Raw genomic sequence first — 26,763 nt, forward strand, 5'->3', positions numbered from 1 at the left:
GTTACAAATATGGACGACATCGCATCAATATTGATGAATGGACTCATTGATCTGCCCTGGTGGGGCTATATTGTTGTGGCGCTGGTATTTACCCACATAACGATTGCCAGTATCACCATTTTTCTGCATCGTTATCAGGCACATCGGTCACTTGAGTTACACCCTATACCCAGTCATTTCTTTCGTTTCTGGCTGTGGCTGACAACCGGCATGGTAACCAAGGAATGGGCAGCAGTTCACCGGAAACATCATGCAAAATGTGAAACCGTGGATGATCCTCACAGCCCACAGGTCTTTGGTATAAAAAAGGTATTGGGTGAGGGTGCAGAGCTGTACAAAGTTGAGACCAAGAATCAGGAGACACTCGACCGTTATGGACATGGTACTCCTGATGACTGGATAGAGCGCAATGTATATACCAAACATAGTGTGGCTGGTATTGCGTCTATGCTGATTATCAATGTGATTTTATTTGGCCCGCTTGGGTTGACGATCTGGGCTGTGCAAATGATGTGGACGCCAGTGATGGCTGCGGGTGTCATAAATGGTATCGGACACTACTGGGGCTATCGCAATTTCCGCTCGGAGGATGCCAGTCGTAATATCGTTCCGTGGGGAATCCTGATCGGTGGGGAAGAGTTGCATAACAACCATCATGCCTATCCGACTTCTGCCAGATTATCCAACAAGTGGTATGAATTCGATATTGGCTGGATGTATATCCGGATACTGGAAATGATGGGACTGGCACGAGTGAAGAAAATAGCTCCCAAGTTGCAGTTGAATAAAGCCAAAACCGAATGTGATCTGGAAACATTACAGGCGGTTATTTCCCACCGGTATGAGATTCTGGCGAAATACACCAAATCATTGAAGATCGCACTTAAGAATGAGCTGGTGCATTTGCAGCAGGCTGCAATTGAAAATGGTGTGGATGGTTTGACTTTGAGAAACTGGGTGCTGGCTGACGCCAAGACCTTGAAAGAGGAGGAACGTACTAAGCTGGAGACGGTATTAAGCCATGCTCAGAAGCTGGATAAGCTTTATCGCATGAGAGAAGAACTGTCTTTGATATGGGAACGTTCTGCAGCAACCAAGGATGAGTTGCTTAAGCAACTGGAGGATTGGTGTCGTCGTGCGGAAGAAAGTGGTATTGAATTACTGGAGAAATTCTCCCGCAGATTACGATGCTATGCCATGGCCTAGACTAGAGTCAGGTCACAACAAAAAAACCCGCGTCCGCGGGTTTTTTGTTTATTAGGACTAACTTACGAAATACTTTATTTAAGTTTTGTCTCTTTGTAGGTTACATGCTTCCTAGCTACCGGATCAAATTTTTTGATTTCCAGTTTCTCCGGGTTGGCACGTTTGTTTTTGGTCGTAGTATAAAAATGACCTGTTCCTGCTGAGGATTCCAATTTTATTTTCTCGCGCATAGATATACCTTTCTCTGTTTGTTTTGCAGAGCGCTAATCAGACACGCTCTCCGCGTGCGCGCATGTCGGCAACTACTGAATCAATACCGTTTTTATCAACGGTACGTAACGCAGCGTTGGTAAGGCGCAAACGTATCCAGCGATTTTCGCTTTCCAGCCAGAAGCGGCGTGATTGAAGGTTTGGCAGAAAGCGGCGTTTGGTTTTATTGTTGGCATGAGAGACATTATGACCACTCATGGGGCGCTTCCCCGTGACTTGACATACACGCGCCATGTTACATAACTCCTGTGATTAAAATACCGAAGCCCAACATGATAGCTTGTATGGATATGTTTTTCAATTTAAATTAGGCCACGTTCCGCAAATGACACGACTTCACTGCTGCCGATGACAAAATGATCGAGTACCTTCACATCCACCAGTGCCAGTGCCTGTTTGAGGGATTGGGTCAATATCTCATCTGCTGTACTGGGTTCAGCGATTCCAGAAGGATGATTGTGTGCAAAAATCATAGCTGCTGCGTTGTGATAGAGGGCACGTTTGACAACTTCACGCGGATAAACACTGGCTTGTGTCAATGTACCGTTGAATAATTCTTCGGTAACGATCGTTCGATGTCTGGCATCCAGAAAAATACCGACAAAAACTTCGTATGGTTTTCCTTTCAGGCTCAGACAAAGATAGTTGCGTACGGATTGCGGAGAATCCATGATGTCACCATTCTTGAGCTCTTCCGCTAATGCGCGTTTTGCCATTTCCATGACTGCTTGCAGTTGTGCAAATTTTGCCGGTCCCATTCCAGGCAGCTCGCTGAATTCGTGCAGGCTTGCAGCACATAATTTTGTCAGACTGCCGAAATGAGTCAGCAGCTTGCGAGCCAGCTCGACAGCGCTGACCCCGGTAATGCCAGTACGCAGAAAAATAGCCAGTAATTCCGCATCTGAAAGGGCGGCGGCACCTTTCTCGATCAGTTTCTCCCGCGGGCGCTCAGCCTCCGGCCAGTCAGAAATTGCCATGTTTGAATGAATCCTGTAAAAGTGAATACGCTTGACCCCAGTGATGTGAGTGGAACGGTCATTCCAGCCAAAAATGAATGGCTGTTTTATTCTTTTACTGAAAAAATAATGTAACTATCTGAATATAAATATATCTATTGCTTAATATGATTCTGGTTGATGCGCTTGCAGGAAAACGTCTGTTGCTGGGTATAACGGGCGGTATTGCTGCCTACAAAGCAGCGGAGCTGGTCCGGCTCCTGATGCAGGAAGGGGTTGAAGTACAGGTTGTGATGACTGAATCTGCCTGCCGGTTCGTCGGTACGGCTACGTTGCAGGGGCTTACGGGCAGACAGGTATTTACTGAACTTTGGGATACCGGTATGTTGAACGGCATGGCGCATATCAATCTTTCCCGGGAGGTGGATGCGCTTCTGATTGCACCGGCAAGTGCCGACTTTATTGCCAAGATCGCGCATGGTCTGGCAGATGACTTGCTGTCTGCGCTTTGTCTGGCACGAGATTGTCCATTGCTGATAGCACCTGCCATGAATGTACAGATGTGGGAAAATGCTGCCACCCGGCGCAATCTCGCTACTTTACGGCAGGATGGCGTTACGGTGCTCGGACCTGGCAGTGGCTACCAGGCCTGTGGAGAAATCGGAGAGGGGCGCATGCTCGAACCGGAAGATTTACTGGATAAGGTTCGCTGCTTTTTTCAGCCTAAATATCTTTCAGGTAAGCGGGTACTGGTTACAGCGGGCCCGACTTTCGAAGCATTGGATGCAGTCAGGGGGCTTACCAACCTGAGTTCCGGGAAAACCGGTATAGCAATTGCACAGGCAGCACTTGAGGCCGGTGCACAGGTGACCCTGGTATGCGGTCCGGTTTGTCCTCCCTTTCCGGCAGTCGATAAGCTGACCCACATTGTCAGTGCCAGTGAAATGTTCTCTGCCGTAAAAGCAGAAGTGGAGGGTCATGATATTTTTATCAGCGTTGCAGCTGTTGCCGATTATCGTCCGGCTGAATGCCACCCTTCCAAACTCAAAAAAACGGTAGCAGATATTACGCTGACTTTGGTACCCAACCCGGACATTCTGCAGTATGTCGCCAATCTGCCTAACCCTCCGTTTTGTGTGGGGTTTGCGGCGGAAACGGAGGCGATCGAACAATATGCAGCAGAAAAAAGGAAAAGGAAGAAATTGCCGCTGATCGTTGCCAATAATGCTGTTGAAACTATTGGTTCAAACGAAAGCTCCCTGATTCTGCTGGATGACGAAGGGACGCACTATCTGCCAAAGGCCAACAAAAATATACAAGCCCGGTTGGTCATGGCGCATATCGCCCATCTCTATGATAAACGTAAGGGATATACCCATCATAATGAAACAAGTTGATATCAAGCTGCTTGATCCGCGTCTGCAAGATGTTTTTCCCGGCTATGCCACACCGGGCTCGGCCGGCCTCGATTTGCGTGCCTGCATCGATGAAAGAATGGAAATCCATCCGGGGGAAACACTGTTGATCCCGTCCGGTATTGCCATTCATCTGGCTGATCCCGGTTTTGCCGCAATGGTTCTGCCTCGTTCCGGCCTGGGACATAAGCATGGAATCGTGCTGGGCAATCTCGTGGGGCTGATCGATTCAGATTATCAGGGGCAAATCCTGGTTTCCTGCTGGAATCGAGGTCAGGCAGGATTCACGCTCGATCCGATGGAGCGGATCGCACAACTGGTTATCGTACCCGTGGTACAGGCCGGTTTTAATGTCGTGGAAAATTTTCAGCCAAGTCAGCGCGGAGAACAGGGGTTTGGAAGTACCGGTAAATGTTGAGATCTTGCCTTGCTGTATTGCTGATGGTCAGCAGTTTGTCGAATACGGCTGAAGCTGAGGATCAATCGCTGCCAGTCGTGAAACTCAGTATTCTGGATCATGTGATCACCGTCGAGTTGGCGGATACGACTGCTGCTCGTACGACAGGGCTCATGTATCGTACGTATCTTCCTGAAGACAGCGGTATGCTCTTTGTTTTTCCGGTTGCCGGCATTCACTGCATGTGGATGAAGGACACCGTTATCCCTTTGAGCGTCGCTTTTCTGGATGAAACGGGAAAAATCCTCAATCTGGCCGGGATGATACCTGAAACGCTTACACCACACTGTTCTGCCAGTGCAGCACGGTATGCGCTCGAGATGGATGCCGCCTGGTTTGAAGCGCGCAAGATCAAAGCAGGTGACCGGGTTATGCAACTCCCGGATACCGGGAGGTAGCATATCAATGTCCGTCGGACTGTTACACCGGCGTTTATCTACCGCATGTGTGGGAGCATTCCCTTGACTGCTCTCATCATTTTTGCCATACCACCTTTATTCATCATTTTCATCATCTTGCGTGCTTGCTCGAATTGTGAGAGTAGGCGATTGACTTCCTGTACGGAAACACCGGAGCCTGCAGCAATTCGACGTTTGCGGGAAGCTTTGATAATCTCCGGCTTGATCCGTTCCTGAGGTGTCATGGAGTTGATGATGCCTTCGGTACGGTTGATGATTTTTTCATCGACATTCATGTTTTGTGCGGCCTGACTCAACTGGTGAGGCAGTTTTTCCAGCATGGCGCTCATGCCGCCCATTTTTTTCATCTGCTGAAACTGTTGCTGGAAATCGTTGAGATCGAAACTCTTGCCTGATTTCATTTTCTTCATCAGGCGTTCTGCTTCTTTCTGATCTGATGTTCGCTGTGCTTCCTCGATCAGTCCGAGCACGTCCCCCATACCCAGGATGCGCGAAGCCATGCGGTCGGGATAAAACGGTTCCAGCCCGTTCAGCTTTTCAGCGACACCGGCAAATTTGATCGGTTTGCCGGTAATGTGCCGGACAGAAAGTGCCGCTCCTCCACGTGCATCACCATCGAGCTTGGTGAGAATTACACCAGTCAGTGGCAGTACTTCTGCAAAGGCTTTGGCGGTATTGACCGCATCCTGTCCCTGCATGGCATCGACGACAAACAATGTTTCAGCCGGCTTCAGCAATTGTTCCAGCTGACTGATTTCCCGCATCATGGCTTCGTCGATACCCAGTCGTCCGGCAGTATCGACGATTACCACGTCATGATGATGCTTACGTGCGAAATCCAGGGCTGCAGTACAGATTTCAGCAGGTTGCCGGCCGGTTTGTACCGGGAAGAAATCGGCTCCGGTTTGTTCAGCCAGCAGCGCCAGTTGATCGATTGCCGCGGGGCGATAAACGTCGCAGGACACCAGCAGGACCTTTTTCTTCTGATCCATCAACCATTTCGCCAGTTTGCCGCTGCTGGTGGTTTTACCGGCACCTTGCAACCCTGCCATGAGAATGACAGCAGGCGGAGCAACATTCAGATTGAGTTCCGCCTTGTCGCCGCCCATGATGGCGACCAGCTCCTCATGAACAACACCGATGAGTGCCTGGCCAGGAGAGAGTTTGTCCAGTACTTCGTGACCGATTGCACGTTGCTTGACTTGCTCGATGAATATTTTGATGACCGGCAAGGCTACATCTGCCTCGATCAGGGCCATGCGTACCTCGCGCAGCGCATCCTGAATATTGCTTTCAGTCAGGCGTGCCTCACCACGCAACGTTTTGATGACATCGGAAAGTCGTTCGGTTAAATTGTCAAACATGTAAGCTCCTGTAGAAACGGTATTCGCTGGCGAGAGTGACGCCCTGTGTTAAACTTTGCTGCCAGACAGTACTTCTGCTTTATTCAGACGAAGAGTAGACTGGCTGCTTCTTCGCCAATTGTTCAGACCGATTGCCAATGCCCAGCATTCTAACTTATCTCAGTGCTTCATTGCTTTACGGGATTGCCGGATGGTATTTCTGGCGAGCCATGCGTACCGACACATCTGCTGCAGGAGCAGTGCCGAATGTGAGGCTGCAGCAGTATGTAATGCTGCTTCCACTGCTAGTACACGGTCTGGTGCTTTATCACGCCGTGTTTATGGATAATGTGCTGAGCTTCGGTGTCGGGAATGCCATTTCGGCCATTGTTTGGCTGACTGCGGTGATTTACTGGGTATCTGGATTCTTTTCATCATTGCGGGGATTACAGAATCTCATCGCTCCACTTTCAGCCATAGCGGCGGTCGCCGTTCTGATACCATTACTGCTGCCTTCCATCCATCCGCTTGCTCATGCCGGGATGACAGCCTTCAAGGCCCATTTGCTGGCAGCCATGCTCGCTTACAGTCTTTTCACGATTGCGGCCTTGCACGCAGTGTTGATGACGCTGCTCGAACGTCGCTTGCATCATTCAGAGGTCTCCCCGATATTCTCACAACTGCCACCGCTCCTGGTGATGGAAAAAATGCTATTCCGTCTTGTATGGGTTGGATTTATCCTGCTCAGCCTCACTCTGCTCAGTGGCATTGTTTTCTCGGAGGAATTATTCGGCCAGTCTGTCCCATTCACACATAAATCATTATTCGGTTTCATTTCCTGGGGAATATTTGCCGCTTTACTGGCAGGAAGGCATCTGTACGGGTGGCGCGGCCGCACTGCCATTCGCTGGATGCTGGCTGGATTTGTTGCACTTGTTCTGTCCTACATCGGCAGCAAATTCGTGCTGGAAATCATTCTCAACCGGTAATCAGGATTCCGGAAGTCATTGTGCTGATCAGCAGCAGTTCTTCTTGAGAATAGCTGAAAGTTTCTTTTGCCACTATTGACCGGAATCACAGATTGACAGGGTGATGTGCGCCAGAGCCCTGATTTTTTCAGAGATATGCTCCGCATGAACATAACCGACACCAATATCCGGATGCTGGATGAGTTTACGGATGCCTTATGGTTGGAGGATGGTCTGTCCCGTAATACATTGGCCAGCTATCGGGCAGATCTGATGCAACTGGTTGAATGGCTCGGCCGGCAGCCAAGGACAAACGGATCATTGAGTGACGTAACACAAGCTGATTTGCTGGCTTTTCTGTCCGACAGGATCGGACAGGGGGTGAAAGCAAGTACTACTTGCAGGGCGCTCACCTGTATCAAACGGTTTTACCGGTATCTGTTACGCCAGGGGAAAATCCTGGCGGATCCTGCCACGAATATAGATAGTCCGAAAATCTCCCGCCATTTACCTGTAAGCCTGACTGAGACGGAGGTGGAAGCACTGCTGGCAGCACCGGACACCCGGCAGCCACTTGGTTTACGTGACCGTGCCATGCTGGAAATACTTTATGCTGCAGGGTTGCGTGTTTCAGAGCTGGTTGGATTAAGCATTTCCCAAATTCGCCAGGATATGGGAGTGGTGCGTATCTTAGGTAAGGGCAGCAAGGAGCGTCTGATTCCTCTGGGTGAGGAAGCATTGCACTGGCTGAGCTTGTATCTTCAGGAAGCGCGCCCGGTACTGCTGGCGGGCAAACATAGCAATATGTCATTCGTGACCACACGTGGTGATGCCATGACCCGCCAGGCATTCTGGTATCTGATCAAGCGCCATGCACGACAGGCAGGAATCGTAAAGCTGTTGTCTCCCCATACACTTCGCCATGCCTTTGCTACTCATTTACTCAATCATGGTGCTGATTTGCGAGTGGTGCAACTGTTGCTTGGCCATAGTGATATTTCAACTACGCAAATTTATACTCATGTTGCACGCGAGCGGCTGAAGCAGTTGCATGCCCGGCATCATCCAAGGGGGACGCTGTAACTTGTGAGCCTTCGATGATGAGCTTTACACGGCGATCAGATTTGAATCGATTTGTGGAGAGTTTCTATGGCATACCTGATCGCGCAGTGAGTTTGCCCAACAGGCACGCCATAGAGATTTTCGCCTGACGATTGTATCAGTCTCTGGTTTCCACTTGCACCAGAGGTTCTGCATTGTCAGCAGCAGGTTCTACCGAACGACGGGGCCGGCTGCGCGGCCTTCTGGAAGGCGCTGGAGGAACTTCTTCTGTCTCGGATATCTTATCCGGAGCTGTTTCTATCATGATCAATCCGCTCTGGGCGAGATCCGGTAACTCGATCGTTTGATGAGGATGCGGTTCAACCGTTACCTGATACTCGCTATCCGGTTCGCCGCGGGTATGGATTGTTTCAGTTTCAATGATCTCGGCGGACGCTGTTACCTGATTCTCAATGATATCGTTTGTCGGAGTCGAGCTGGTGTCCCCGACTGGTTCCACCGGGAGCAGGAGTATATTCTCGGTATCTTTGCTGTCATCATCAGAAGATACAACGGGTTCGACCGTTTCATTTTCTCCGATTGGTATCACTTCATCCTGCCCGGTGGCCGTGTTCAGATTTATCTGATCTTCCCGGTCACGATGCAAACTTCCACGACGGCGGCGTGAACGGCCTCGTTTTTCTGTTTTTCTTTCACTGGTAGAGTCTGCTGTAGCAGCTGTATCTGCCGGTGTTGTCGATACATCGAGCTGATCACTTGCCACTTCGAGCTTCTGCGGCGGATTCTGGCGGCCATTTTTGCGATGTTGCCGATCATTGTCGGTAGCACGATCGGTAACAGGATGCTCTACTACTACAGGGTGATCGAGCAGTGACGAATGGCCTGCTTCCTGCAATGATCCGTTTGCCGTTACCTGGGTACTGGTTTTCGTACGTTTGCTGCGGCCGCGATCGCGCCGGTTGCGACTACGTTCACCGCGAGAAGGTTTTGTCTGAGATTCTTCCGCAGCTTGATCGGTTTCTGTCCGGTTGCTGCCTGCCGGCCTGAACAGACTGAAGAATTTGTCCAGGAATGAAAGCTGTTCTCGAGGTTTTTCTTCAGGAACGGGGGCGGGTTGCTCGGGCTTGATACCGGTTACCGCTGCTTTGGGCCGGGTTGCCCGGGTCTCCTGGGAAATAGAGGGGAGTGTGACTTCTTCGGAGGTCTTTTCCACCATTTCGTAACTTGGCGGTAATTCGGTTGATTTGATGTCTTCATGGCGCAACCGGGTAATCGTGTAGTTGGGCGTCTCCATATAGATGTTGGGGATCAGGATAATCCCGACTTTCAGACGTGCTTCGAGCCGATATATCTCCGATCGTTTCTCGTTCAGCAGAAATGTGGCAACATCCACTGGCAGCTGTACCTGCAGCATACTGGTCTGCTCTTTCATCGCTTCTTCCTGGATGATTCTGAGAATATGCAGAGCGGATGAATCCGTTCCCCGAATATGGCCGGTACCATGGCAGCGAGGACAAGGGATATAGTTTCCTTCCCCGAGAGAGGGTCGCAGTCGTTGCCGCGATAATTCGAGTAATCCAAAGCGGGAGATTTTACCGATCTGGACGCGTGCACGATCCAGGCGCAATGCCTTGAGCAGACTGGATTCCACTTCCCGTTGATTGCGGGTGACTTCCATATCGATAAAATCGACCACTACCAGTCCGCCCAGATCACGCAGGCGCAATTGCCGGGCGATTTCATCGGCTGCCTCGAGATTGGTGTTGAGCGCAGTGGTTTCGATGTCTGAACCACGTATGGCACGTGCTGAATTGACGTCGATGGAAACCAGTGCCTCGGTATGGTCAATGACAATCGAGCCACCTGAAGGCAGAGTAACCTGACGGGAGTAGGCCGTCTCGATCTGGTGTTCGATCTGGAAACGGGAAAACAGTGGAATATCATCCTGATAGAGTTTTAACCGATCCACGTTCGCCGGCATGACATTTGCCATGAACTGATATGCCTGCTCATATATTTCAGGGTTATCGATCAGGATTTCACCGATTTCTGCGTGGAAATAATCACGAATGGCACGGATCACAAGGCTGCTTTCCTGATAAATCAGGAAGACACCTTTCTCGTTACTGGCGGCCTCTTCAATGGCACGCCAGAGCTGTACCAGATAGTTCAAATCCCATTGCAGTTCTTCTTCATTGCGTCCGATACCTGCGGTGCGTGCAATGATGCTCATGCCTTCAGGTACCTGAAGGTTGTTGATGACCTCACGTAATTCTGCCCGCTCTTCCGCGCTCACTCGGCGTGAAATACCGCCACCCTGCGGGTTGTTGGGCATCAGGACGAGATAACGCCCGGCCAGAGAGATGTAAGTGGTGAGGGCAGCACCTTTGTTGCCACGCTCATCCTTGTCAACCTGTACAATCAGCTCCTGACCTTCACGTAACAGGTCGGCCACACGATGACCGGACCAGTCGGTATTCCTGTCGAAGCAGGTTGGAGCAATTTCCTTATAAGGCAAGAAACCATGACGGCCGGCGCCGTAATCGACGAAGGCGGCTTCAAGACTGGGTTCGAGGCGGGTGACAGCTGCTTTATAAATATTACTTTTGCGTTGTTCCTTGCCCAGGGTTTCGATATCGATATCGATGAGTTTCTGCCCATCTACGATGGCGACGCGCAGCTCTTCAGGCTGGGTCGCATTGAATAACATACGTTTCATTTAGTGTCTCCCGCGCTCAATTTACGGGCGAATTTCTCGTTCACTGCCAATGTGGCATCTGATGGTTTTTTGCTTGGGTGTGTCTGTAACCCGGTTGGTTGGATCATGATGCGGATGATGATTTTGGTATCCTTTGAAGTTGACCAGTCAATAATTGACAGCCGGTGTTTCGATTCCACAACCGACCGGATCAGAAACGGGTGAGATACAGAGCCTGCAGAGAACATACCCTGTGTATCCGGGTATGGAATCAGGAACTTGAATATGTGTACGTCGAGCGCGCAAATTAAATATCATCGCTGCTTGTTATATGGTGAGCGACATTAACCAGCCGGAAACTGGCTTTATCCAGCGTATGAAAACGAGAATCCGGGTACATGACTACTTGACTGACCACGCAATCGCTTCATGGTGAAAAAACAGATTTACAGGAATTCGGGTGTGAAAAGTATAGGTAAAAGCAGGGTGCCCGGTAAAGAGAAAATTATGCCGGGTATTATATCGGAACATACGGTTGTTAGACAGATTGATGAAACTGCTGAAAGCCAGCGTATCGACAATTTTCTCATCAGATCGCTGAAGGGAATACCCAGACGTCATATTTATCAACTACTTCGCAGTGGGCAGGTGCGTGTCAACAGTAAACGTATCGATGCTAGCTATCGTCTGCAGCTTGGTGACAAAGTCCGTATTCCACCCGTTATCAGATCGGTGAAGCCGGTATCCAGTCAGGGAGTGTATCGGACAGATCGCTTCAATATCCTGTATCAGGACGACCATCTGCTGGTGATCGATAAACCGGCCGGGATCGCGGTTCATGGAGGCAGTGGCATCAGCCATGGTGTGATCGAGCAGTTGCGCGGACAACATCCGGACTGGAAATTTCTGGAGCTGGTGCATCGCCTTGACCGTGAAACCTCGGGTATTTTGCTGCTGGCCCGCAAACGTCAATCTCTGTTGGAGTTGCACCGGCAGATTCGTGAAGGAACGGTGGAGAAGCATTATCTGACACTGGTTCGCGGAAAATGGAAAAATTCGGTACAGAATGTCCGTTTACCATTGAATAAATATTTGACTGCAGCGGGAGAAAGACGTGTTGCCGTTGCTGCTGGCAGAAATGATCAGGATAAGGCACAGCAAGCGCATACGTTGTTTACTTTGCAAAAGGCATGGGAAGATTTCAGCTTGCTTGATGCCGAACTCAAAACCGGCCGTACTCACCAGATTCGTGTGCATCTGGCCCATCTTGGCTTCCCCATAGCAGGGGATGATAAATATGGTGATTTTGGATTGAATAAACAGTTACAGAAGGATGATGGGAAGGGGCAAGTGTTGAGGCGCATGTTTCTGCATGCTTCGGCATTCACCTGTACACACCCGGTGACAGGCGATCTTTTACGTCTGGAAGCACCATTGCCGGATGAGCTACGCGTATTTTTGAGAAATCTGGATTTGAATATCCATTTGCCCTGATACGCCTTCTGTGAAGCCGAAACTCTGTGTGTTCAGAAAATTTTTATCATGGCAGGATTGCTTCTGTACTGGTTTTATCGGCTGATTCTTCGCTGGCGACGGGTGCTCGGACTGATTTCAGCACAGCAGTCAATGCCGGCCAGACATTATCCAGCATTTTTTCCTGAGCCTGGATAGTGGGATGGATTCCATCGGCCTGGAAGGATTCGGGCTGATCGCCAAAACCTTCCATCAGGAATGGAGCCAGCTGTAATTGTTGATCCCGTGCCAAGCGTGGATAGATATCACGAAACTTTTGCGTATAACTTATGCCATAATTGGGCGGCAGTTGCATGCCGACCAGTAATGGAGTGGCATTGTACCGTTTGCAGGCCAGAATGATTGCTTCCAGATTTTCATAAATGGAGGTGATCGATCGACCTTGCAGACCGTCATTTGCCCCCAGTGCAACGATAACGATATCCGGCACATGGTCGTTGAGTGCCTGTTCAATCCGGTTGCGCCCGCCCAAGGTAATTTCCCCGCTGATGCTGACGTTTATTACTCTGTAATCGGGAGACTGGTTTTGTAATCGCCGCTCAAGCAGATTCACCCATCCGGTTCCCGGTGGCAGGCCATATCCTGCGGACAGGCTGTCGCCCAGCACTATGATACTGGTGCCTGTTCCAGACCAGGCTGAACTGAGTGAGAAGATACTAAACAAACATAATATGACGAACAGCAGTTTTTTCATGGTAAATCAACTCCCAGCTGAACAATCGGTTTCTGTGAACAATCAGCCTATCATACAGGCCAGCGGTTTAACCAGAGAGGTTGACACGGGTGGAACCCGACTGACCATTCTGCAGGATATCAATCTGGAGATCTGTGCTGGAGAATCGATTGCCGTTGTCGGCGCTTCCGGTTCTGGGAAATCAACCCTGCTCGGCTTGCTGGCAGGGCTGGATGTACCGACCCGTGGAACGGTTTTTCTTGATGGGGAAGATATTTTCAAGCTGGATGAAGACGAACGTGCCGGTTTGCGTGGCAGATTGCTGGGGTTCATGTTTCAGTCGTTCCAGTTGCTGCCTTCACTGACCGCGCTTGAAAATGTCATGTTGCCGCTGGAGCTGTCAGGTGCTGGTAATGCCCGTGAAGTTGCACATTCCTGGCTTGAACGGGTAGGGTTGGAGAAAAGGATCAGGCATTATCCCAGGCAGCTTTCCGGGGGAGAGCAACAGCGTGTGGCTATCGCGCGGGCTTTTGTCACCCGTCCGAAAATGTTGTTCGCCGATGAGCCGACCGGTAACCTGGATGCAGCAACCGGAGCTCAGATCATTGACCTGATGTTTGCTATCAATCGGGAGCAGGGAACGACACTCATTCTGGTAACACACGATGAAAACCTTTCTGCCCGTTGTTCCCGTGTCATCAAGCTGGTTGCCGGCCGGGCGGTTGACTGATTTGGGTTTGATTTTCCGCTTTTTCGTATTTCCAGCCAATTGTCCGAGGGTATCCTGAAATGAACATGATCAGGCTTTCTTTGCGTATGCTGCTGCGAGACTGGCGAGCAGGAGAACTGCATATTCTTACACTGGCACTCATCATCGCTGTGAGCAGTGTGGCTACCGTCAGCTTTTTTTCAGATCGGGTACAGAGAGCACTGGTGCTGGAAAGTAACCGGTTACTGGGGGGAGATTTACTGGTAATTTCCGACACGCCGTTGCCACCCGGTTATGCTGAATATGCCCGGCAGCTCGGATTAAAGACTACCCACCTGACCAGATTTCCCAGCATGATCAGTTTTGGTGACAACAGCCTTCTGACGAGCGTCAAGGCGGTAGCACCTGGCTATCCGTTGCGAGGGGAGTTGAAACTGGCTGACCCGCCAGCGGAAGGGGTTGCTGCCCAACATATCCGGGTTGCTCAAGGAATACCTGAACGTGAAACCGTCTGGGTGGATGAAAAGGTAATGGTGGCATTAGAAGTGACGCTGGGCGACAAGATCGAGGTGGGTGCTGCAGAATTGACAGTCATGTCGATGGTGGAGAGTGAGCCGGATCATTCCGTCGGGTTCGTCAGTATGAATCCCAGATTGCTGATGAATGAGGAGGATTTGGCTGCTACCCGGTTGATCCAGCCAGGCAGTCGAATCAGCTATCAACTTCTGGTGGCAGGAGATGAAGGGCGTGTAGCCGGGTTCAGACGCTGGATCAGTGAGCGGCTGTCTCCGGGCGAGCGTGTCGAGGGTATTCAGGATGCACGACCGGAGATCCGGTCAGCACTCGATCGAGCTGGTAAATTTCTGAGTCTGGCTGCTCTGGCCAGTGTTGTCGTGGCAGCAGCAGCAGTGGCACTGGCCATACGGCGCTTCATCCAGCGCCATCTGGATGGTTGTGCTGTCATGCGCTGCCTGGGTGCAACTGAATCCGACCTGCTGCGCCTGTATTCATACTATTTTGTAATGCTGGGCTCGGCTGCAAGTCTACTGGGGTGTGTGCTGGCCGTGCTGACACAGGAGTTTTTGTCATACTGGCTATCAGAACTGCTCGGGATTGCGTTGCCGTTGCCAAGCGTATTGCCCTTTATACAAGGGATATTGACCGGTATGGTGTTGTTGCTGGGTTTTGCTCTTCCCCCCTTGCTGAATCTGCGGCAGGTGCCTGCGTTGCGTGTCATCCGGCGTGATCTTGAACTGGCAAATTTGCACAGTCTGGCGGGTTACGGATTCGGATTTGCCATACTGTCTGTGCTGTTTATCTGGAAGGCTGAATCATTCAAGCTGGGTATCATGATCATGTTTGGTTTTCTGCTGGCAGTCATCCTGTTTGGCCTGTTCGGCTTGTTGCTGATCCGGTTGTTTCTGCTGACTCGTCCGCAAGGTTCGGGTCCGTGGAGTTATGGACTGGCCAATATACGAAGACGAACTATTCCCAGTTTGGTGCAGGCTACTGCATTGGGATTGGGATTGATGGCGCTGCTGACGCTGACTTTGGTTCGTAATGATTTGCTCGAGGATTGGCATGCCCGCCTGCCGGAGAATGCACCTAACCGGTTTCTGGTAAATGTTCAATCGGATCAACAGAAGAAGTTGATGGGGTTTTTCGATGAGCATGCTATTCCACGACCGGAAATTTTTCCGATGGTGCGTGGCCGGCTGATGAAAATCAACGATCGGCCGGTAAATCTTAATGATTACCCTGATCCGCGAGCCAAGCAGTTGGTTAATCGTGAATTCAACCTGTCCTGGACGGATACCCTGCAATCGGATAATGAAATCGTGGCAGGACGCTGGTGGCGCGAGGAGATCATATCATCCGAACATGAGCTGTCGATGGAGGTGGAGTTTGCCGAAACACTGGGTCTCAAAATGGGTGATCGTCTGACTTTTTATACAGGAGGAGGAGATTTCTCAGCGACGATTACGAGTTTGCGCAAGGTGGATTGGGATACATTCCACGTAAATTTTTTTGCCGTGGTTCGTCCCGGGTTGCTCGATAATTATCCTGTAAGTTATATCACCAGTTTTTACCTGCCACCCGACAAGACACCTATCCTGCAGGAGCTGATCCGTATGTTTCCGAATTTTCTGGTAATCGATGTGGCGAGTGTGATTGAACGTGTACAAAATATGATCGAGCAAGTAACGCATGCGATCGAATTTGTATTCCTGTTTACACTGCTGGCGGGATTTGCCGTAATGTACGCCGCGATTGCTTCGACTCAAGATGAAAGAATTTACGAAGCTGCAATTTTTCGGACACTCGGGGCCAGAAAGCAGCAGCTTGCGCGTGCATGGGCAGTGGAGTTTGCAGTGCTCGGGACATTGGCAGGTTTTTTTGCGGCAGCAGGGGCAAGTGCTCTCGGTTACCTGATCGGTAAATATGTGCTGCATATCACTTATTCGCCCAGCCTGTGGATTGGTGCGGTGGGTGTGCTGGTAAGCGTGATCGGTGTGACAGTAATTGGCCTGATCGGGACACGTACGACACTGTCTCAGCCACCTTTACAGGTACTCAGAAAATAAAATAATTCAATACCCGCTCTTTGAATGATGCAATGGCAATAAACAGGCTCTAGTTTTCGTTGAGCTGATTTCAATCATTTCGCTGCTTCTCATACCCTGTCCCGGCTTGTTTCGCGCTTAAATCTTTTCATCCGGGTAGATACTGCCCACGATTGATTTGCACTGTTTTTGTACTCGATCCTTATACGCTATAGTTGACTAATATTGTCGGGTATTATACAGTTATGGCCGGGCAAATATTCATGGTAAACGTTTCTAAATCGCTTTAAACAATACGCTAGGGGGTAGCAATGAGATTGACGACAAAGGGACGGTTTGCGGTAACGGCTCTTCTGGATATCGCGATACGGCATGGTAACGGGCCGGTTGCGCTGGCCGATATCAGTGAGCGGCAAAGGATTTCACTGTCTTACCTGGAACAACTGTTCGCCAAATTGCGCCAGCGCAAACTGGTTGATAGTGTGCGCGGTCCGGGTGGAGGCTATTGTCTGGCCAAGGGGCTTGACGAAGTATCGGTGGCCGACATCATTCTGGCTGTGGATGAACCCATTGACAGCACGCAATGTGGTGGCAAAGAAAACTGTCTTGGTGACAGCAAATGTATGACGCATGACTTATGGGCGAAACTGAACGAGATCATATTTGATTATCTTGGTCACGTTACCTTGAAGCGGCTGGTGGAGGAGCAGAGTCAGCGTGAGCTGCAACGAGAATTGCAACGTGAGCAGGCAGTCGTCAAGTTGTATGACATGCGGGAAGCTGCGTTCTGATTATTTGTCTGTGAGAGATTTTTCATGGCAATTACATTAACTGAGCGTGCAGCCAGGCAGATCCGGCAACAACTGGAGAGGCGGGGGAAAGGGGTTGCATTGCGACTGGGTGTCAAAAAATCAGGCTGTTCGGGGTTTGCGTACAGTTTTGACTATGCTGACGAAGTGCAGGAAGACGATCAGCTGTTTGAGTCACATGATGCCCAAGTCGTTGTTCAACGTGACCAGCTGTCTTTCATTGATGGTTCCGAGATCGATTTCATCCAGGAGGGTCTGAACAGCTCGTTTAAATTTCGTAATCCGAACATAGATAATACTTGTGGCTGCGGAGAGAGTTTCAGCCTTAAAACCTAGTAAATCCAGGAATTATAAAAAATGAGTGCTGTATTACAACATTTGGTGAATCAGCCATATAAGCACGGTTTCGTCACAGATATAGAAGCTGATATTGCGCCTAAAGGGCTCAATGAAGATATTATCCGGCTGATTTCTTCTAAAAAGAATGAACCTGAATGGTTACTTGCATTCAGGCTGGAGGCTTACCGGAAGTGGCTCGATATGGTCGAGCCTGCCTGGCAGAACGTCAAATATCCCAAAATCGACTTTCAGGACATCAGTTATTACTCGGCACCCAAACCGAAGAAAAAGCTTGCCAGTATGGATGAAGTCGATCCCGAATTGTTGCGCACCTTTGAAAAGCTGGGTGTCCCCATGCATGAGCGGGCAGCTTTGGCGGGAGTTGCCGTCGATGTCATTTTTGATAGTGTATCGGTTGCAACTACCTATAAGGAGAAACTGGCTGAAGTCGGTATCATTTTTTGCTCGATTTCAGAGGCTGTGCAGAAATATCCCGAGTTGATCAGGCAGTACCTGGGTACGGTCGTGCCACCAGGGGATAATTACTATGCGGCACTGAATTCTGCCGTATTTACTGATGGTTCTTTTTGCTTTATCCCTAAGGGCGTCAAATGCCCAATGGATCTATCTACTTATTTCCGTATCAACACAGAAGAATCCGGGCAGTTTGAGCGTACATTGATCATTGCGGAGGAAGGTGCGTCTGTTTCCTATCTGGAGGGATGTACCGCTCCCCGGTTTGACACCAACCAGCTTCATGCGGCTGTAGTCGAACTGGTTGCGCTGGATGATGCGGATATCAAGTATTCAACTGTACAGAACTGGTATGCCGGAGATGAGAACGGGGTGGGGGGTATTTACAATTTCGTTACCAAGCGTGGATTAGCCAAGGGTAGAAATTCCCGTATTTCCTGGACACAGGTGGAAACAGGTTCAGCCATTACCTGGAAATACCCTTCGTGCATTTTGCGTGGAGAGAATTCGGTGGGTGAGTTTTATTCCGTTGCGGTGACCAATCATCATCAACAAGCTGATACCGGCACCAAGATGATTCACATTGGTGCGAATACACGCAGTACCATCGTGAGCAAGGGGATTTCAGCAGGCCAGTCCAACAGCAGTTATCGTGGCCTGGTAAGGATTGCTCCGACTGCCCGGAATGCCCGCAATTATTCACAGTGTGATTCGATGTTGATTGGCAGCCAATGCGGAGCGCACACTTTCCCGTATATCCAGGTGCAAAATGATAGTGCACAAGTTGAGCATGAGGCTTCAACATCTAAAATTGGGGAAGATCAGTTGTTCTATTTTGCCCAGCGCGGTATTGGTGCAGAAGAGGCAGTGTCGATGATTATCAATGGTTTTTGCAAGGAGGTTTTTCAGCAGCTGCCTTTGGAATTCGCGGTGGAAGCCACCAAATTGCTCAGCTTCAAGCTGGAAGGAAGTGTCGGATGATAAATGCAAATAGCAAGGTTCTGCTCGAAGTGCGTGATTTGCACGCGACGGTGGGTGGAGCCGAGATTCTCAAGGGGGTGAATCTCACTGTCAGGAGTGGTGAGATTCATGCCATCATGGGGTTGAATGGTTCAGGCAAGAGTACCTTCGCCAAGGTGCTGGCTGGTCATCCGAGTTATGAAGTAACCCAAGGTACGGTACTTTTCGATGGCCAGGATTTGTCAGTACTGGCACCAGAGGAACGTGCGCAAGCCGGTCTATTTCTCGCGTTCCAATATCCGGTGGAAATACCGGGTGTTGCCAATGACCAGTTCCTGAGGCTGGCGTATAACACCGTCCAGGGACACCGTGGCAAGGAAGAGTTGGATCCTCTCGAATTCGATGATTTCGTGCGGGAAAAAATGAAATTGCTCAAGATGAATCCGGATTTTCTCGATCGCAGCGTCAATGAAGGATTTTCAGGAGGGGAGAAGAAACGTAACGAGATATTGCAGATGGCGTTGCTTGAGCCTCGCCTCGCTCTGCTGGATGAAACGGACTCAGGACTGGATATCGATGCACTCAGGATAGTAGCAAACGGGGTCAATCAGTTATCCAGCAAGGATAATGCCATGATTCTGGTGACGCACTATCAACGATTGCTGGATTATATCGTCCCTGACTACGTTCACGTGATGGAGGCAGGGCGCATCATCAGGACAAGCGGCAAAGAGCTGGCGTTGGCATTGGAAACACACGGCTATGACTGGATTCATGCAAATGATCAGGCAACCGGAGCACAGCCATGAGTACGGCCATCCGGGATGATTACCTTGAGAAGCTGATCGAATCCTGGAAAAAGGAAGCCTCTCCTGTTCATTCCGTATCGTATCTGGATCAGCTCCGGGAGGATGCGCTGGATCGTATCGAATCACTCAGACTACCCACGATCCGTGATGAGGAGTGGCGTTTCACGGATATTTCCTCACTCAGGAGCATGCCGTTTCCGAGGGCTTCTGCCGCGCCTTTACCGGGGCTGGATAAACAGGCAGGTACTTTTCTCGATGAGACCGCTTGCAGACTGGTGTTTGTTGATGGTCAGTACATGTCTGGCTTGTCCAGTCTGGCAGATGACGGTTCTATCACTGTTTGCAGTTTGTCCGAGTTGATCGGTACACGTGCTTCCATTGCCGAACGATATTTTGGCCAGCTTGCTGATTTCCAGGAAAACGTATTCGTAGCACTGAATACTGCGTTGATGCATGACGGTGTTTGTATCGTCATACCGGCCGGTGTTTCCGTGAAAGTACCAGTTCATATTCTGTATGTCACCTCTCGGAAGGATGTGGCTGTCTATCCACGTTGCCTCTTGATTGCGGAACCGGGGGCTAACGTGACCGTTGTCGAAGAATATGTGACGTTGTATGAGGGAGCATCTCTGACAAACGCAGTAACGGAAATGTATATCAGAGATTCAGCTTGTGTGAATCATATCCGTGTGCAACGTGAGAGTTCGCAGGCTTTCCATATCGCCAATGGTTCTGTGCTTGTTGCACAGTCGGCTCATTATGATTCAGTCAGTCTTGCACTGGGTGCACGCATTTCGCGTTTTGACCAGAAGATCATACTGGCAGGCGGGAATGCTGAGTGCGAGGTGGATGGACTGGCACTGATAGCCGGTCGTCAGCTCGCGGATACACATACTTTTATTGATCATGCCAATCCGCATTGCCGAAGCAGGCAGCTCCACAAATGTATCGTGGATGAAAGTGCTCACGGTGTTTTCAGTGGAAAAATCATGGTGCGCCCGCATGCGCAACAGACGGATGCCAGACAGTTGAACCGTAACCTGTTGTTGTCGGACAAAGCTCGTATGGATACCAAACCCCAGCTCGAGATTTTTGCCGATGACGTTAAATGTGCCCATGGGGCTACGGTGGGGCAATTGGACAACGAGTCGCTTTTTTATTTGCGGAGCAGAGGGCTTACTGAAGTGGCGGCACGCAATTTGCTGACTTATGCATTTGGTGGGGAAGTCATCAATCGTGTCATCGTGCCCTCGCTCAAACAGCGGCTTGAAGAATATATTCTCGCAAGAACACGAATTGGTTAAATCATGAAAATGGTCGATGCATTATTGACACCTTCTGTACGACAGACGATAGCATCCGGAATGGAGCGGTTGCGTGCAGATTTCCCGATTCTTGATATCAAGGTGGGTGACAAACCACTGGTTTATCTCGACAACGCTGCTTCCAGTCAGATGCCGCAAGCCGTAATCGATCGCCTGGTGCATTACCAGAAAACCCAGCATGCCAATATTCATCGCGCGGTACATCATTTATCCGATCTCGCCACCCAGGAGTATGAGGCCGCTCGGCGCAAGCTGCAGCATTTCATCGGTGCCCGTGAAGAGAGAGAGGTGATTTTCACCAGTGGTACGACTGACAGTATCAATCTGGTTATGCATGGATATGGACGTAAATTTATTCAGAATGGAGATGAAATCATCCTGACAGCGCTTGAGCACCATTCCAATATCGTGCCATGGCAAATGCTGGCTGAAGAAAAAGGTGCGCGTATCCGGGTAGTTCCGATCAACGATGCGGGCGAGCTTCTGGTGGATGAATATGAAAAACTTTTCAATTCCAGAACCCGGTTTGTGGGTTTGTCACATGTTTCCAATGCACTGGGCAGTATCAACCCGATCAAACGCATGATTGCCACGGCGCATCAGCACGGTGTGCCTGTTCTGATCGATGGTGCCCAGGCAGCACCCCACATGAAAATCGATGTGCAGGATCTCGACTGTGATTTTTATGCATTTTCAGCACATAAAATGTGTGGCCCTACCGGGGTCGGTATTCTATACGGTAAAGCACATCTGCTTGAATCCATGCAGCCATTCAAAGGGGGGGGGGATATGATTGCCTCAGTCTCCTTTGAAAAAACGACCTACAACGATATTCCGTACAAGTTTGAGGCGGGTACTCCTCCCATTGCTGCAGTAATAGGCTTTGGTGCTGCCATTGATTATCTGGAACAGATCGGCCTGGATGCCATTGCCGCTTATGAACATGAGTTGCTGGTTTATGCATCAGAACAGATCAGGATGATTCCAGGTGTGAGAATCGTGGGTGATTGTCCGGATAAAGTGGCAGTAATATCGTTTGTCGTGGATGGTATTCATCCGCATGATGTCGGCACGTTACTGAATCAGGATGGAATCGCCGTACGCACGGGCCACCATTGTGCGCAGCCGATCATGCAGCGTTTCAATGTAGCGGCGACATCACGTGCTTCATTTTCGTTTTATAACACTAAAGAAGAGATCGAGGTCCTGGTGGCGGGTATTCGATCCGTACAAAAGGTTTTCGCACAATGAGTCTGAAATCGATCTATCAGGAAGTCATTCTTGATCATAATCGTAAGCCGCGTAACTATGGTGCACTTCGTTCGCCTACTCATCATGCGACGGGACATAATCCTTTGTGTGGTGATCGCATAGAGCTGGATATCAATATGCTCGACGGGCATATCGAGGAAATCGCATTCCAGGGTGAATCCTGTGCGATCTGTAAGGCATCTTCTTCGATGATGACGAATGCTGTCAAAGGGAAATCACATCAGGAAGCTGAGGCTCTGATTCAGGAATTCAGAGAAATGCTGGTAAGTGGAGAGGACAAGAGCTTCGATCACCTCGGCAGGCTGAAGGTACTTGCGGGGGTGCGTGATTTACCGACTCGGGTCAAGTGCGCGATTCTGCCGTGGCATACCTTGCATGCTGCCATGAATTCAACGGATAGTGCCACGACAGAAGCAGATGATCATGCAAGCAAACTGGTAGCAAACAATCACTGACAGCTATGCCGAAGATTGCCGAAATCGAAGGAACCCCCAATCCCAATGCATTGAAATTTGTCCTGAAGGAGCCACTGACTTGGGGAGTTGCTAAATCTTATGATCATGCCGAGCAGGCAGTTGATGATCCGCTTGCTGCTGCTTTGTTCGATATTGATCACGTTACCAATGTCTTTTATGTAGATCGCTGGATCACGATTACACAGGATGGAGGAGCAGACTGGCAGGATCTGGCACGTGAGGTGGCAGATCCGATTCGTGCAGCGCCGGCTGCAACGGATCAGTCGGCTGCCGTCGTTGCTGCAGCCAGTAGAACACTGGCTGATCTCAGTGAAGAGGATCAGCAGCGGCTGGAGCGAATCAATATCCTGCTGGATGAAGAAGTTCGTCCCTTTTTGCAGCATGATGGTGGTGATCTTCATGTACTGGCACTGGAAGGTAATATTCTGCGTATTCACTATCAGGGGGCATGTGGTACCTGTCCCAGCTCGATTTCCGGAACGTTGAGAGGAATTGAACAGCTTCTGAGGACGATTGAGCCGGATATCCGGGTAGTATCTGCCTGACACCATACTTACGATCTGTACAAAAATTCTTCAAAATGACTGGTTTTTACGAGAAGTGGAGATCAGTTGCCAATACAGTTTATGCCATGAACATGGCATAACTGGTGCTACGCATATTCTTCGTGGAGCCTGGATTCTGATTGGCTCACTGCCTTTCCTGATCAGAGAGATAAACTCCGTTCAGAGCTGTATCATGCTTTTGTGATCGCTGCACGTAATCCCCTTTCAACGCTACTGCCTTCATCGTCTGTCTGCTGTTCTTCAGGTGTGGTATTTATCCTTTTATATATGGGTAAATAGCTTTTTAATGTATGCTGATCGCGACGGAAATGGTTTTATCCGGTATTCCGTTTAGATATCAGGTTGTTTCGGTGTTAAAACATATAATCCCTGTTGATTTCATAAATTTGCCAACCTGCTGGTTGTGCTATAACTACTCGATTGAATGATATTCGGATAAAAACCGTAACTTCAGGTTTGTTTCGAGGGGCATCTTGCAAATTTATGTACTTAATTACCAAAAGAGGTAGATATGAGCGGTTCAGGTAAAACGATCACCCAAATGAAATCGACGGCAATTCTTGCTCCTGTGATAGCCGTTATCCTGATACTTTCAGCCTGCGGTAAACCCATGGATGCACAAGCGCTGGTGGCCGAGGCAAAGCAGTATCAGCAGCAGGGTAATGACAAGGCGGCCATTATCCAGTTGAAGAATGCGCTGCAGCAAAGCCCGAATGATCCTGAAATCCGCTACTTGCTTGGAACGCTCTATAACAGGGAAGGAGATATTCAGTCGGCAGAAAAGGAATTGAATAAAGCGCTCGATCTCGGTATGGATCCGGTCAAAGTGTTGCCCGGCCTGAGTCGAGCCTGGCTGGGAATGGGAAAATTTCAGCAGGTGCTGGATGAAACCGGAAAATTATCCGACAAAGGAAATTTTGCCGAACTGCTTGCTCTGCGTGGTAATGCTTCGCTGGCGCTCGGCAAATTTGAAGAAGCCAAGGTATTGTTTGAACAGGCGTTGCAAGACAAACCGGGATTTTCAGATGCGTTGACAGGGCTGGCCAGATATTCACTTGCTCGTAACGATATTGAATCGGCTATGAATTTTTCTGAAGAAGCGGTGAAGCTCAACCCGGAAAACAGTGATGCGGTATTGTTCAGAGGCGATTTGCTGCGGGCGCAGAACAAAATCGACGAAGCACTGGCCGATTATGATAAAGCCATAAAATTGAACCCTGAATCAGAAGCTGCGTATATCAACCGGGCAACCATATCGATCAGTACCAAGAAATTCGAAGCTGCTCAGGCAGATCTGGATGCTGTTCGCAAAATTGCTCCAGGCAGTCTGCTTGCCGCTTACACTCAGGCGTTACTTGACTTCAGTCAGGGTAAACATGCGGTGGCCCTTGAGACTTTGCAACGGATATTGAGTTCGGCCCCGGGTCATTTACCGAGTGTACTGCTTGCAGGTGCTACCCAATTTGCTCTGGGTTCGTTTCCTCAGGCGGGGCAATATGTGGAACAATATCTGAAAGCAATTCCTAACAATCTTTATGCCATTAAGCTGATGGCATCGATTCAGCTGAAAAATAATCAGGTCAAACAGGCAATTACCACCCTTACTCCGGCATTGAAGTCAGTGCAGCAGGATCCGCAATTATTTGCGCTTGCTGGAGAAGCCTACATGCGATCGAAAGATTTTACGAAAGCTTCCGAATATTTTGAGAAAGCTGGCGAACTGGCGCCAGACAATGCATCATTATATACCGCGCTGGCCATGAGCAAGATGGGGCAGGGGGATAGCAAAAGTGCAATTGCTGATCTGGAACAGGCTGCCCAGCTGGATGATCAATCCGGCCGGGCGGGCGTTATGCTTGTTCTGACTCATTTGCAGCTGCGCGAGTTTGACAAAGCATTGAAAGCAGTTGAATCACAGCTTGCGGAACAACCGGATAATCCGTTGCTGCATAACCTGAAAGGTGGCATTTATCTGGGTAAAAAAGATTTAGCCAAAGCACGTTCAAGCTTCAATCAGGCACTTTCCATCCAGTCTGATTATTTCCCGGCCATTTCCAATCTGGCCAGAATCGATATGCAGGAAAACCATCCTGAAGCAGCTCAGCAGCGTTTTGAAGACGTTCTGAAGCGGGATAAAAAAAATGTACAGGCAATGAATGCACTGGCGGGCATTGCACTTGCACGCGGAAATAAAGAAGAGGCCACCGGATGGCTGGAAAAAGCCAGTCGGGAAAATCCGGATGAACTGCAACCTGCTTTACAGTTGGGAGCGCATTATCTGGCAGTGAATGATCCCGGGAAATCACTTGCGCTGGCTAAGAAGCTGCAAGGTATTCATCCCGATAATCTGAGTATCGTGGAACTGCTCGCACGTTCTTACTTGGCCACTGGTGATAAAGATGCTGCACTGGAAAATTTCCAGAAACTGGCTGCCAGATTACCGGATTCTGCTCCTGCCCAGTTACAATTGGCGCAAATCTACAGCTCCATGCAGAACAACAAGGCCGCTGCTGGTTCACTAAAAAAGGCGCTGACCATCAAACCGGATCTCTGGGAAGCCAAACTGATGCAGGCCCAGCTGGCAGTCGCAGCCGATCGTGTGGAAGATGCGTTCAATATTTCGCATGATTTACAGAAGCAGCACGAGAAACTGCCGGTTGGATTCGAGCTGGAGGGTGATTTGCAGATGAGGCAGAAAAATGCCGCTGCCGCTGCTACAGCCTATGAAAAGGCACTAAGCAGGCAAAAGAACAGCCAGTTGCTGATCAAACTGCATACGGCCCTGAGTCAGAGTGGAAAAGAAAAGCAGGCTGATCAGCGACTCAATCAATGGCTGAAAGAAAATCCGACCGATGCGGTTACACGTACCTATCTCGCAGGTGTTTATCTGGCCAGCAAGAAATATGATCCTGCTATCAAAGAGTATCAGACTATCTTGAAGCAGCATCCCGATCATGCTGCCACATTGAACAACCTGGCGTGGGTATATCAGCAGAAGAAGGATCCTGTTGCTCTTGAATATGCGGAGAAGGCATACAAACAGGCGCCCGACAGTCCAGCTATCCTGGACACACTCGGCTGGATTTTGATCGAGAAGGGAGATGCTGAACGAGGAACTTCACTCCTGCAGAAAGCAGTCACGGCCGTTCCGGAAGCTGCAGAAATCCGTTATCACTACGCGGTCGGATTATTCAAATCCGGCAACAAGGCTGAAGCACGTCAGGAGCTTGAGAAACTACTGGGTGGCGATAAACCGTTCCCTCAGAGAGATGATGCGAAAAAGCTGCTTGAAAGCCTGTGACAAAACAGCACCGGTAAATTATTTTCGAAGTGATCGATACTGAGGATGCAGTAAACCGGTGAATCCGGGCAACATGGATGACATATCCGGATAGTTTTTTCATTGTCGGCTCTTCAGGCCGAATCTCGATCGAGCCCTAAGCAACCCCCTTGTGTGGCA

At 49.7% G+C, this 26,763-nt stretch carries 24 protein-coding genes; 18 read left to right on the forward strand and 6 right to left on the reverse strand.

What is annotated here, in order from left to right; genetic code table 11:
- Positions 1 to 9 precede the first annotated feature (9 nt).
- Positions 10 to 1,206, forward strand: a complete 1,197-nt coding sequence (locus B5D58_RS01950; protein ID WP_011112035.1) for a DesA family fatty acid desaturase — start codon at positions 10 to 12, stop codon at positions 1,204 to 1,206.
- 74 nt (positions 1,207 to 1,280) lie between these two features.
- Here the strand turns inward: B5D58_RS01950 and rpmG are convergent, their stop codons facing one another.
- The 3 genes from rpmG to radC all read right to left on the reverse strand — a co-directional run bounded on the left by rpmG (position 1,281) and on the right by radC (position 2,453).
- A complete protein-coding gene (gene rpmG / locus B5D58_RS01955) occupies positions 1,281 to 1,436 on the reverse strand; it encodes a 50S ribosomal protein L33 (RefSeq protein ID WP_011112034.1) in 156 nt (51 codons plus the stop codon).
- A 37-nt stretch (positions 1,437 to 1,473) separates the two neighbouring features.
- On the reverse strand, positions 1,474 to 1,710 hold the full coding sequence (rpmB, locus tag B5D58_RS01960; RefSeq protein WP_011112033.1) for a 50S ribosomal protein L28: 237 nt from the start codon (positions 1,708 to 1,710) through the stop codon (positions 1,474 to 1,476).
- Positions 1,711 to 1,778: 68 nt separating this feature from the next.
- A complete protein-coding gene (gene radC / locus B5D58_RS01965) occupies positions 1,779 to 2,453 on the reverse strand; it encodes a RadC family protein (protein WP_011112032.1) in 675 nt (224 codons plus the stop codon).
- Between the two features lie 146 nt (positions 2,454 to 2,599).
- Between radC and coaBC the strand changes: the two genes are divergently transcribed.
- Genes coaBC through B5D58_RS01980 form a run of 3 tightly spaced genes read left to right on the forward strand, consistent with a single transcriptional unit; the run spans position 2,600 to position 4,702 of the window.
- Positions 2,600 to 3,829 (forward strand): bifunctional phosphopantothenoylcysteine decarboxylase/phosphopantothenate--cysteine ligase CoaBC, encoded by a 1,230-nt coding sequence (gene coaBC / locus B5D58_RS01970; RefSeq protein WP_011112031.1) that lies wholly within the window; start codon positions 2,600 to 2,602, stop codon positions 3,827 to 3,829.
- Positions 3,816 to 4,265 carry a dUTP diphosphatase gene (dut, locus tag B5D58_RS01975; protein WP_011112030.1) on the forward strand — a complete coding sequence of 150 codons (450 nt, stop codon included), beginning with the start codon at positions 3,816 to 3,818 and terminating at the stop codon, positions 4,263 to 4,265. Before coaBC ends, dut begins: the two co-directional genes overlap by 14 nt.
- On the forward strand, positions 4,259 to 4,702 hold the full coding sequence (locus B5D58_RS01980; protein ID WP_011112029.1) for a DUF192 domain-containing protein: 444 nt from the start codon (positions 4,259 to 4,261) through the stop codon (positions 4,700 to 4,702). Before dut ends, B5D58_RS01980 begins: the two co-directional genes overlap by 7 nt.
- Positions 4,703 to 4,740: 38 nt before the next feature.
- Here B5D58_RS01980 and ffh read toward each other — a convergent pair whose 3' ends face one another.
- Positions 4,741 to 6,087 carry a signal recognition particle protein gene (gene ffh / locus B5D58_RS01985; protein ID WP_011112028.1) on the reverse strand — a complete coding sequence of 449 codons (1,347 nt, stop codon included), beginning with the start codon at positions 6,085 to 6,087 and terminating at the stop codon, positions 4,741 to 4,743.
- A gap of 137 nt (positions 6,088 to 6,224) precedes the next feature.
- On the opposite strand from ffh, the gene B5D58_RS01990 reads away from it, so the two are divergent.
- Both B5D58_RS01990 and xerD read left to right on the forward strand, forming a co-directional pair.
- Positions 6,225 to 7,055, forward strand: coding sequence for a cytochrome C assembly family protein (locus B5D58_RS01990; protein ID WP_011112027.1), 831 nt, complete (start codon positions 6,225 to 6,227; stop codon positions 7,053 to 7,055).
- A 144-nt stretch (positions 7,056 to 7,199) separates the two neighbouring features.
- Positions 7,200 to 8,117 (forward strand): site-specific tyrosine recombinase XerD, encoded by a 918-nt coding sequence (gene xerD, locus B5D58_RS01995; RefSeq protein ID WP_041357182.1) that lies wholly within the window; start codon positions 7,200 to 7,202, stop codon positions 8,115 to 8,117.
- A gap of 136 nt (positions 8,118 to 8,253) precedes the next feature.
- Here the strand turns inward: xerD and B5D58_RS02000 are convergent, their stop codons facing one another.
- On the reverse strand, positions 8,254 to 10,815 hold the full coding sequence (locus B5D58_RS02000; RefSeq protein WP_011112025.1) for an Rne/Rng family ribonuclease: 2,562 nt from the start codon (positions 10,813 to 10,815) through the stop codon (positions 8,254 to 8,256).
- Positions 10,816 to 11,301: 486 nt separating this feature from the next.
- Between B5D58_RS02000 and B5D58_RS02010 the strand changes: the two genes are divergently transcribed.
- The gene (locus B5D58_RS02010) at positions 11,302 to 12,288 is read left to right on the forward strand and encodes an RluA family pseudouridine synthase (protein WP_050731305.1); all 987 of its coding nucleotides are present in this window, start codon (positions 11,302 to 11,304) and stop codon (positions 12,286 to 12,288) included.
- Between the two features lie 46 nt (positions 12,289 to 12,334).
- On the opposite strand, the gene B5D58_RS02015 is transcribed toward B5D58_RS02010, so the two are convergent.
- The gene (locus B5D58_RS02015) at positions 12,335 to 13,021 is read right to left on the reverse strand and encodes an arylesterase (RefSeq protein WP_011112023.1); all 687 of its coding nucleotides are present in this window, start codon (positions 13,019 to 13,021) and stop codon (positions 12,335 to 12,337) included.
- On the opposite strand from B5D58_RS02015, the gene B5D58_RS02020 reads away from it, so the two are divergent.
- The 11 genes from B5D58_RS02020 to prsT all read left to right on the forward strand — a co-directional run bounded on the left by B5D58_RS02020 (position 13,020) and on the right by prsT (position 26,604).
- A complete protein-coding gene (locus B5D58_RS02020) occupies positions 13,020 to 13,730 on the forward strand; it encodes an ABC transporter ATP-binding protein (protein ID WP_041356769.1) in 711 nt (236 codons plus the stop codon). The genes B5D58_RS02015 and B5D58_RS02020 overlap by 2 nt on opposite strands.
- Before the next feature lie 65 nt (positions 13,731 to 13,795).
- Positions 13,796 to 16,294 carry an ABC transporter permease gene (locus B5D58_RS02025; RefSeq protein ID WP_234988955.1) on the forward strand — a complete coding sequence of 833 codons (2,499 nt, stop codon included), beginning with the start codon at positions 13,796 to 13,798 and terminating at the stop codon, positions 16,292 to 16,294.
- Positions 16,295 to 16,584: 290 nt separating this feature from the next.
- Positions 16,585 to 17,064: an Rrf2 family transcriptional regulator gene (locus tag B5D58_RS02030; protein ID WP_011112020.1), complete on the forward strand. Its 480-nt coding sequence runs from the start codon at positions 16,585 to 16,587 to the stop codon at positions 17,062 to 17,064.
- Between the two features lie 24 nt (positions 17,065 to 17,088).
- Positions 17,089 to 17,418: a HesB/IscA family protein gene (locus B5D58_RS02035; RefSeq protein WP_011112019.1), complete on the forward strand. Its 330-nt coding sequence runs from the start codon at positions 17,089 to 17,091 to the stop codon at positions 17,416 to 17,418.
- Between the two features lie 21 nt (positions 17,419 to 17,439).
- Positions 17,440 to 18,876: a Fe-S cluster assembly protein SufB gene (gene sufB / locus B5D58_RS02040; protein ID WP_011112018.1), complete on the forward strand. Its 1,437-nt coding sequence runs from the start codon at positions 17,440 to 17,442 to the stop codon at positions 18,874 to 18,876.
- Positions 18,873 to 19,664, forward strand: coding sequence for a Fe-S cluster assembly ATPase SufC (sufC, locus tag B5D58_RS02045; protein ID WP_011112017.1), 792 nt, complete (start codon positions 18,873 to 18,875; stop codon positions 19,662 to 19,664). Before sufB ends, sufC begins: the two co-directional genes overlap by 4 nt.
- Positions 19,661 to 20,968, forward strand: coding sequence for a Fe-S cluster assembly protein SufD (gene sufD / locus B5D58_RS02050; protein ID WP_011112016.1), 1,308 nt, complete (start codon positions 19,661 to 19,663; stop codon positions 20,966 to 20,968). The genes sufC and sufD overlap by 4 nt, the downstream gene beginning before the upstream one ends.
- A 3-nt stretch (positions 20,969 to 20,971) precedes the next feature.
- Positions 20,972 to 22,240, forward strand: a complete 1,269-nt coding sequence (locus B5D58_RS02055; protein ID WP_011112015.1) for a cysteine desulfurase — start codon at positions 20,972 to 20,974, stop codon at positions 22,238 to 22,240.
- Positions 22,237 to 22,716 carry a Fe-S cluster assembly sulfur transfer protein SufU gene (gene sufU / locus B5D58_RS02060; protein WP_011112014.1) on the forward strand — a complete coding sequence of 160 codons (480 nt, stop codon included), beginning with the start codon at positions 22,237 to 22,239 and terminating at the stop codon, positions 22,714 to 22,716. The genes B5D58_RS02055 and sufU overlap by 4 nt, the downstream gene beginning before the upstream one ends.
- A gap of 5 nt (positions 22,717 to 22,721) precedes the next feature.
- Complete coding sequence (locus B5D58_RS02065; RefSeq protein WP_011112013.1) at positions 22,722 to 23,282, forward strand: NifU family protein; 561 nt, start codon at positions 22,722 to 22,724, stop codon at positions 23,280 to 23,282.
- Positions 23,283 to 23,814: 532 nt separating this feature from the next.
- Positions 23,815 to 26,604: an XrtA/PEP-CTERM system TPR-repeat protein PrsT gene (prsT, locus tag B5D58_RS02070; RefSeq protein WP_011112012.1), complete on the forward strand. Its 2,790-nt coding sequence runs from the start codon at positions 23,815 to 23,817 to the stop codon at positions 26,602 to 26,604.
- Positions 26,605 to 26,763: the final 159 nt, after the last annotated feature.

Origin of the sequence: Nitrosomonas europaea (assembly GCF_900167395.1) — a bacterium.
GTDB classification, from domain to species: domain Bacteria; phylum Pseudomonadota; class Gammaproteobacteria; order Burkholderiales; family Nitrosomonadaceae; genus Nitrosomonas; species Nitrosomonas europaea.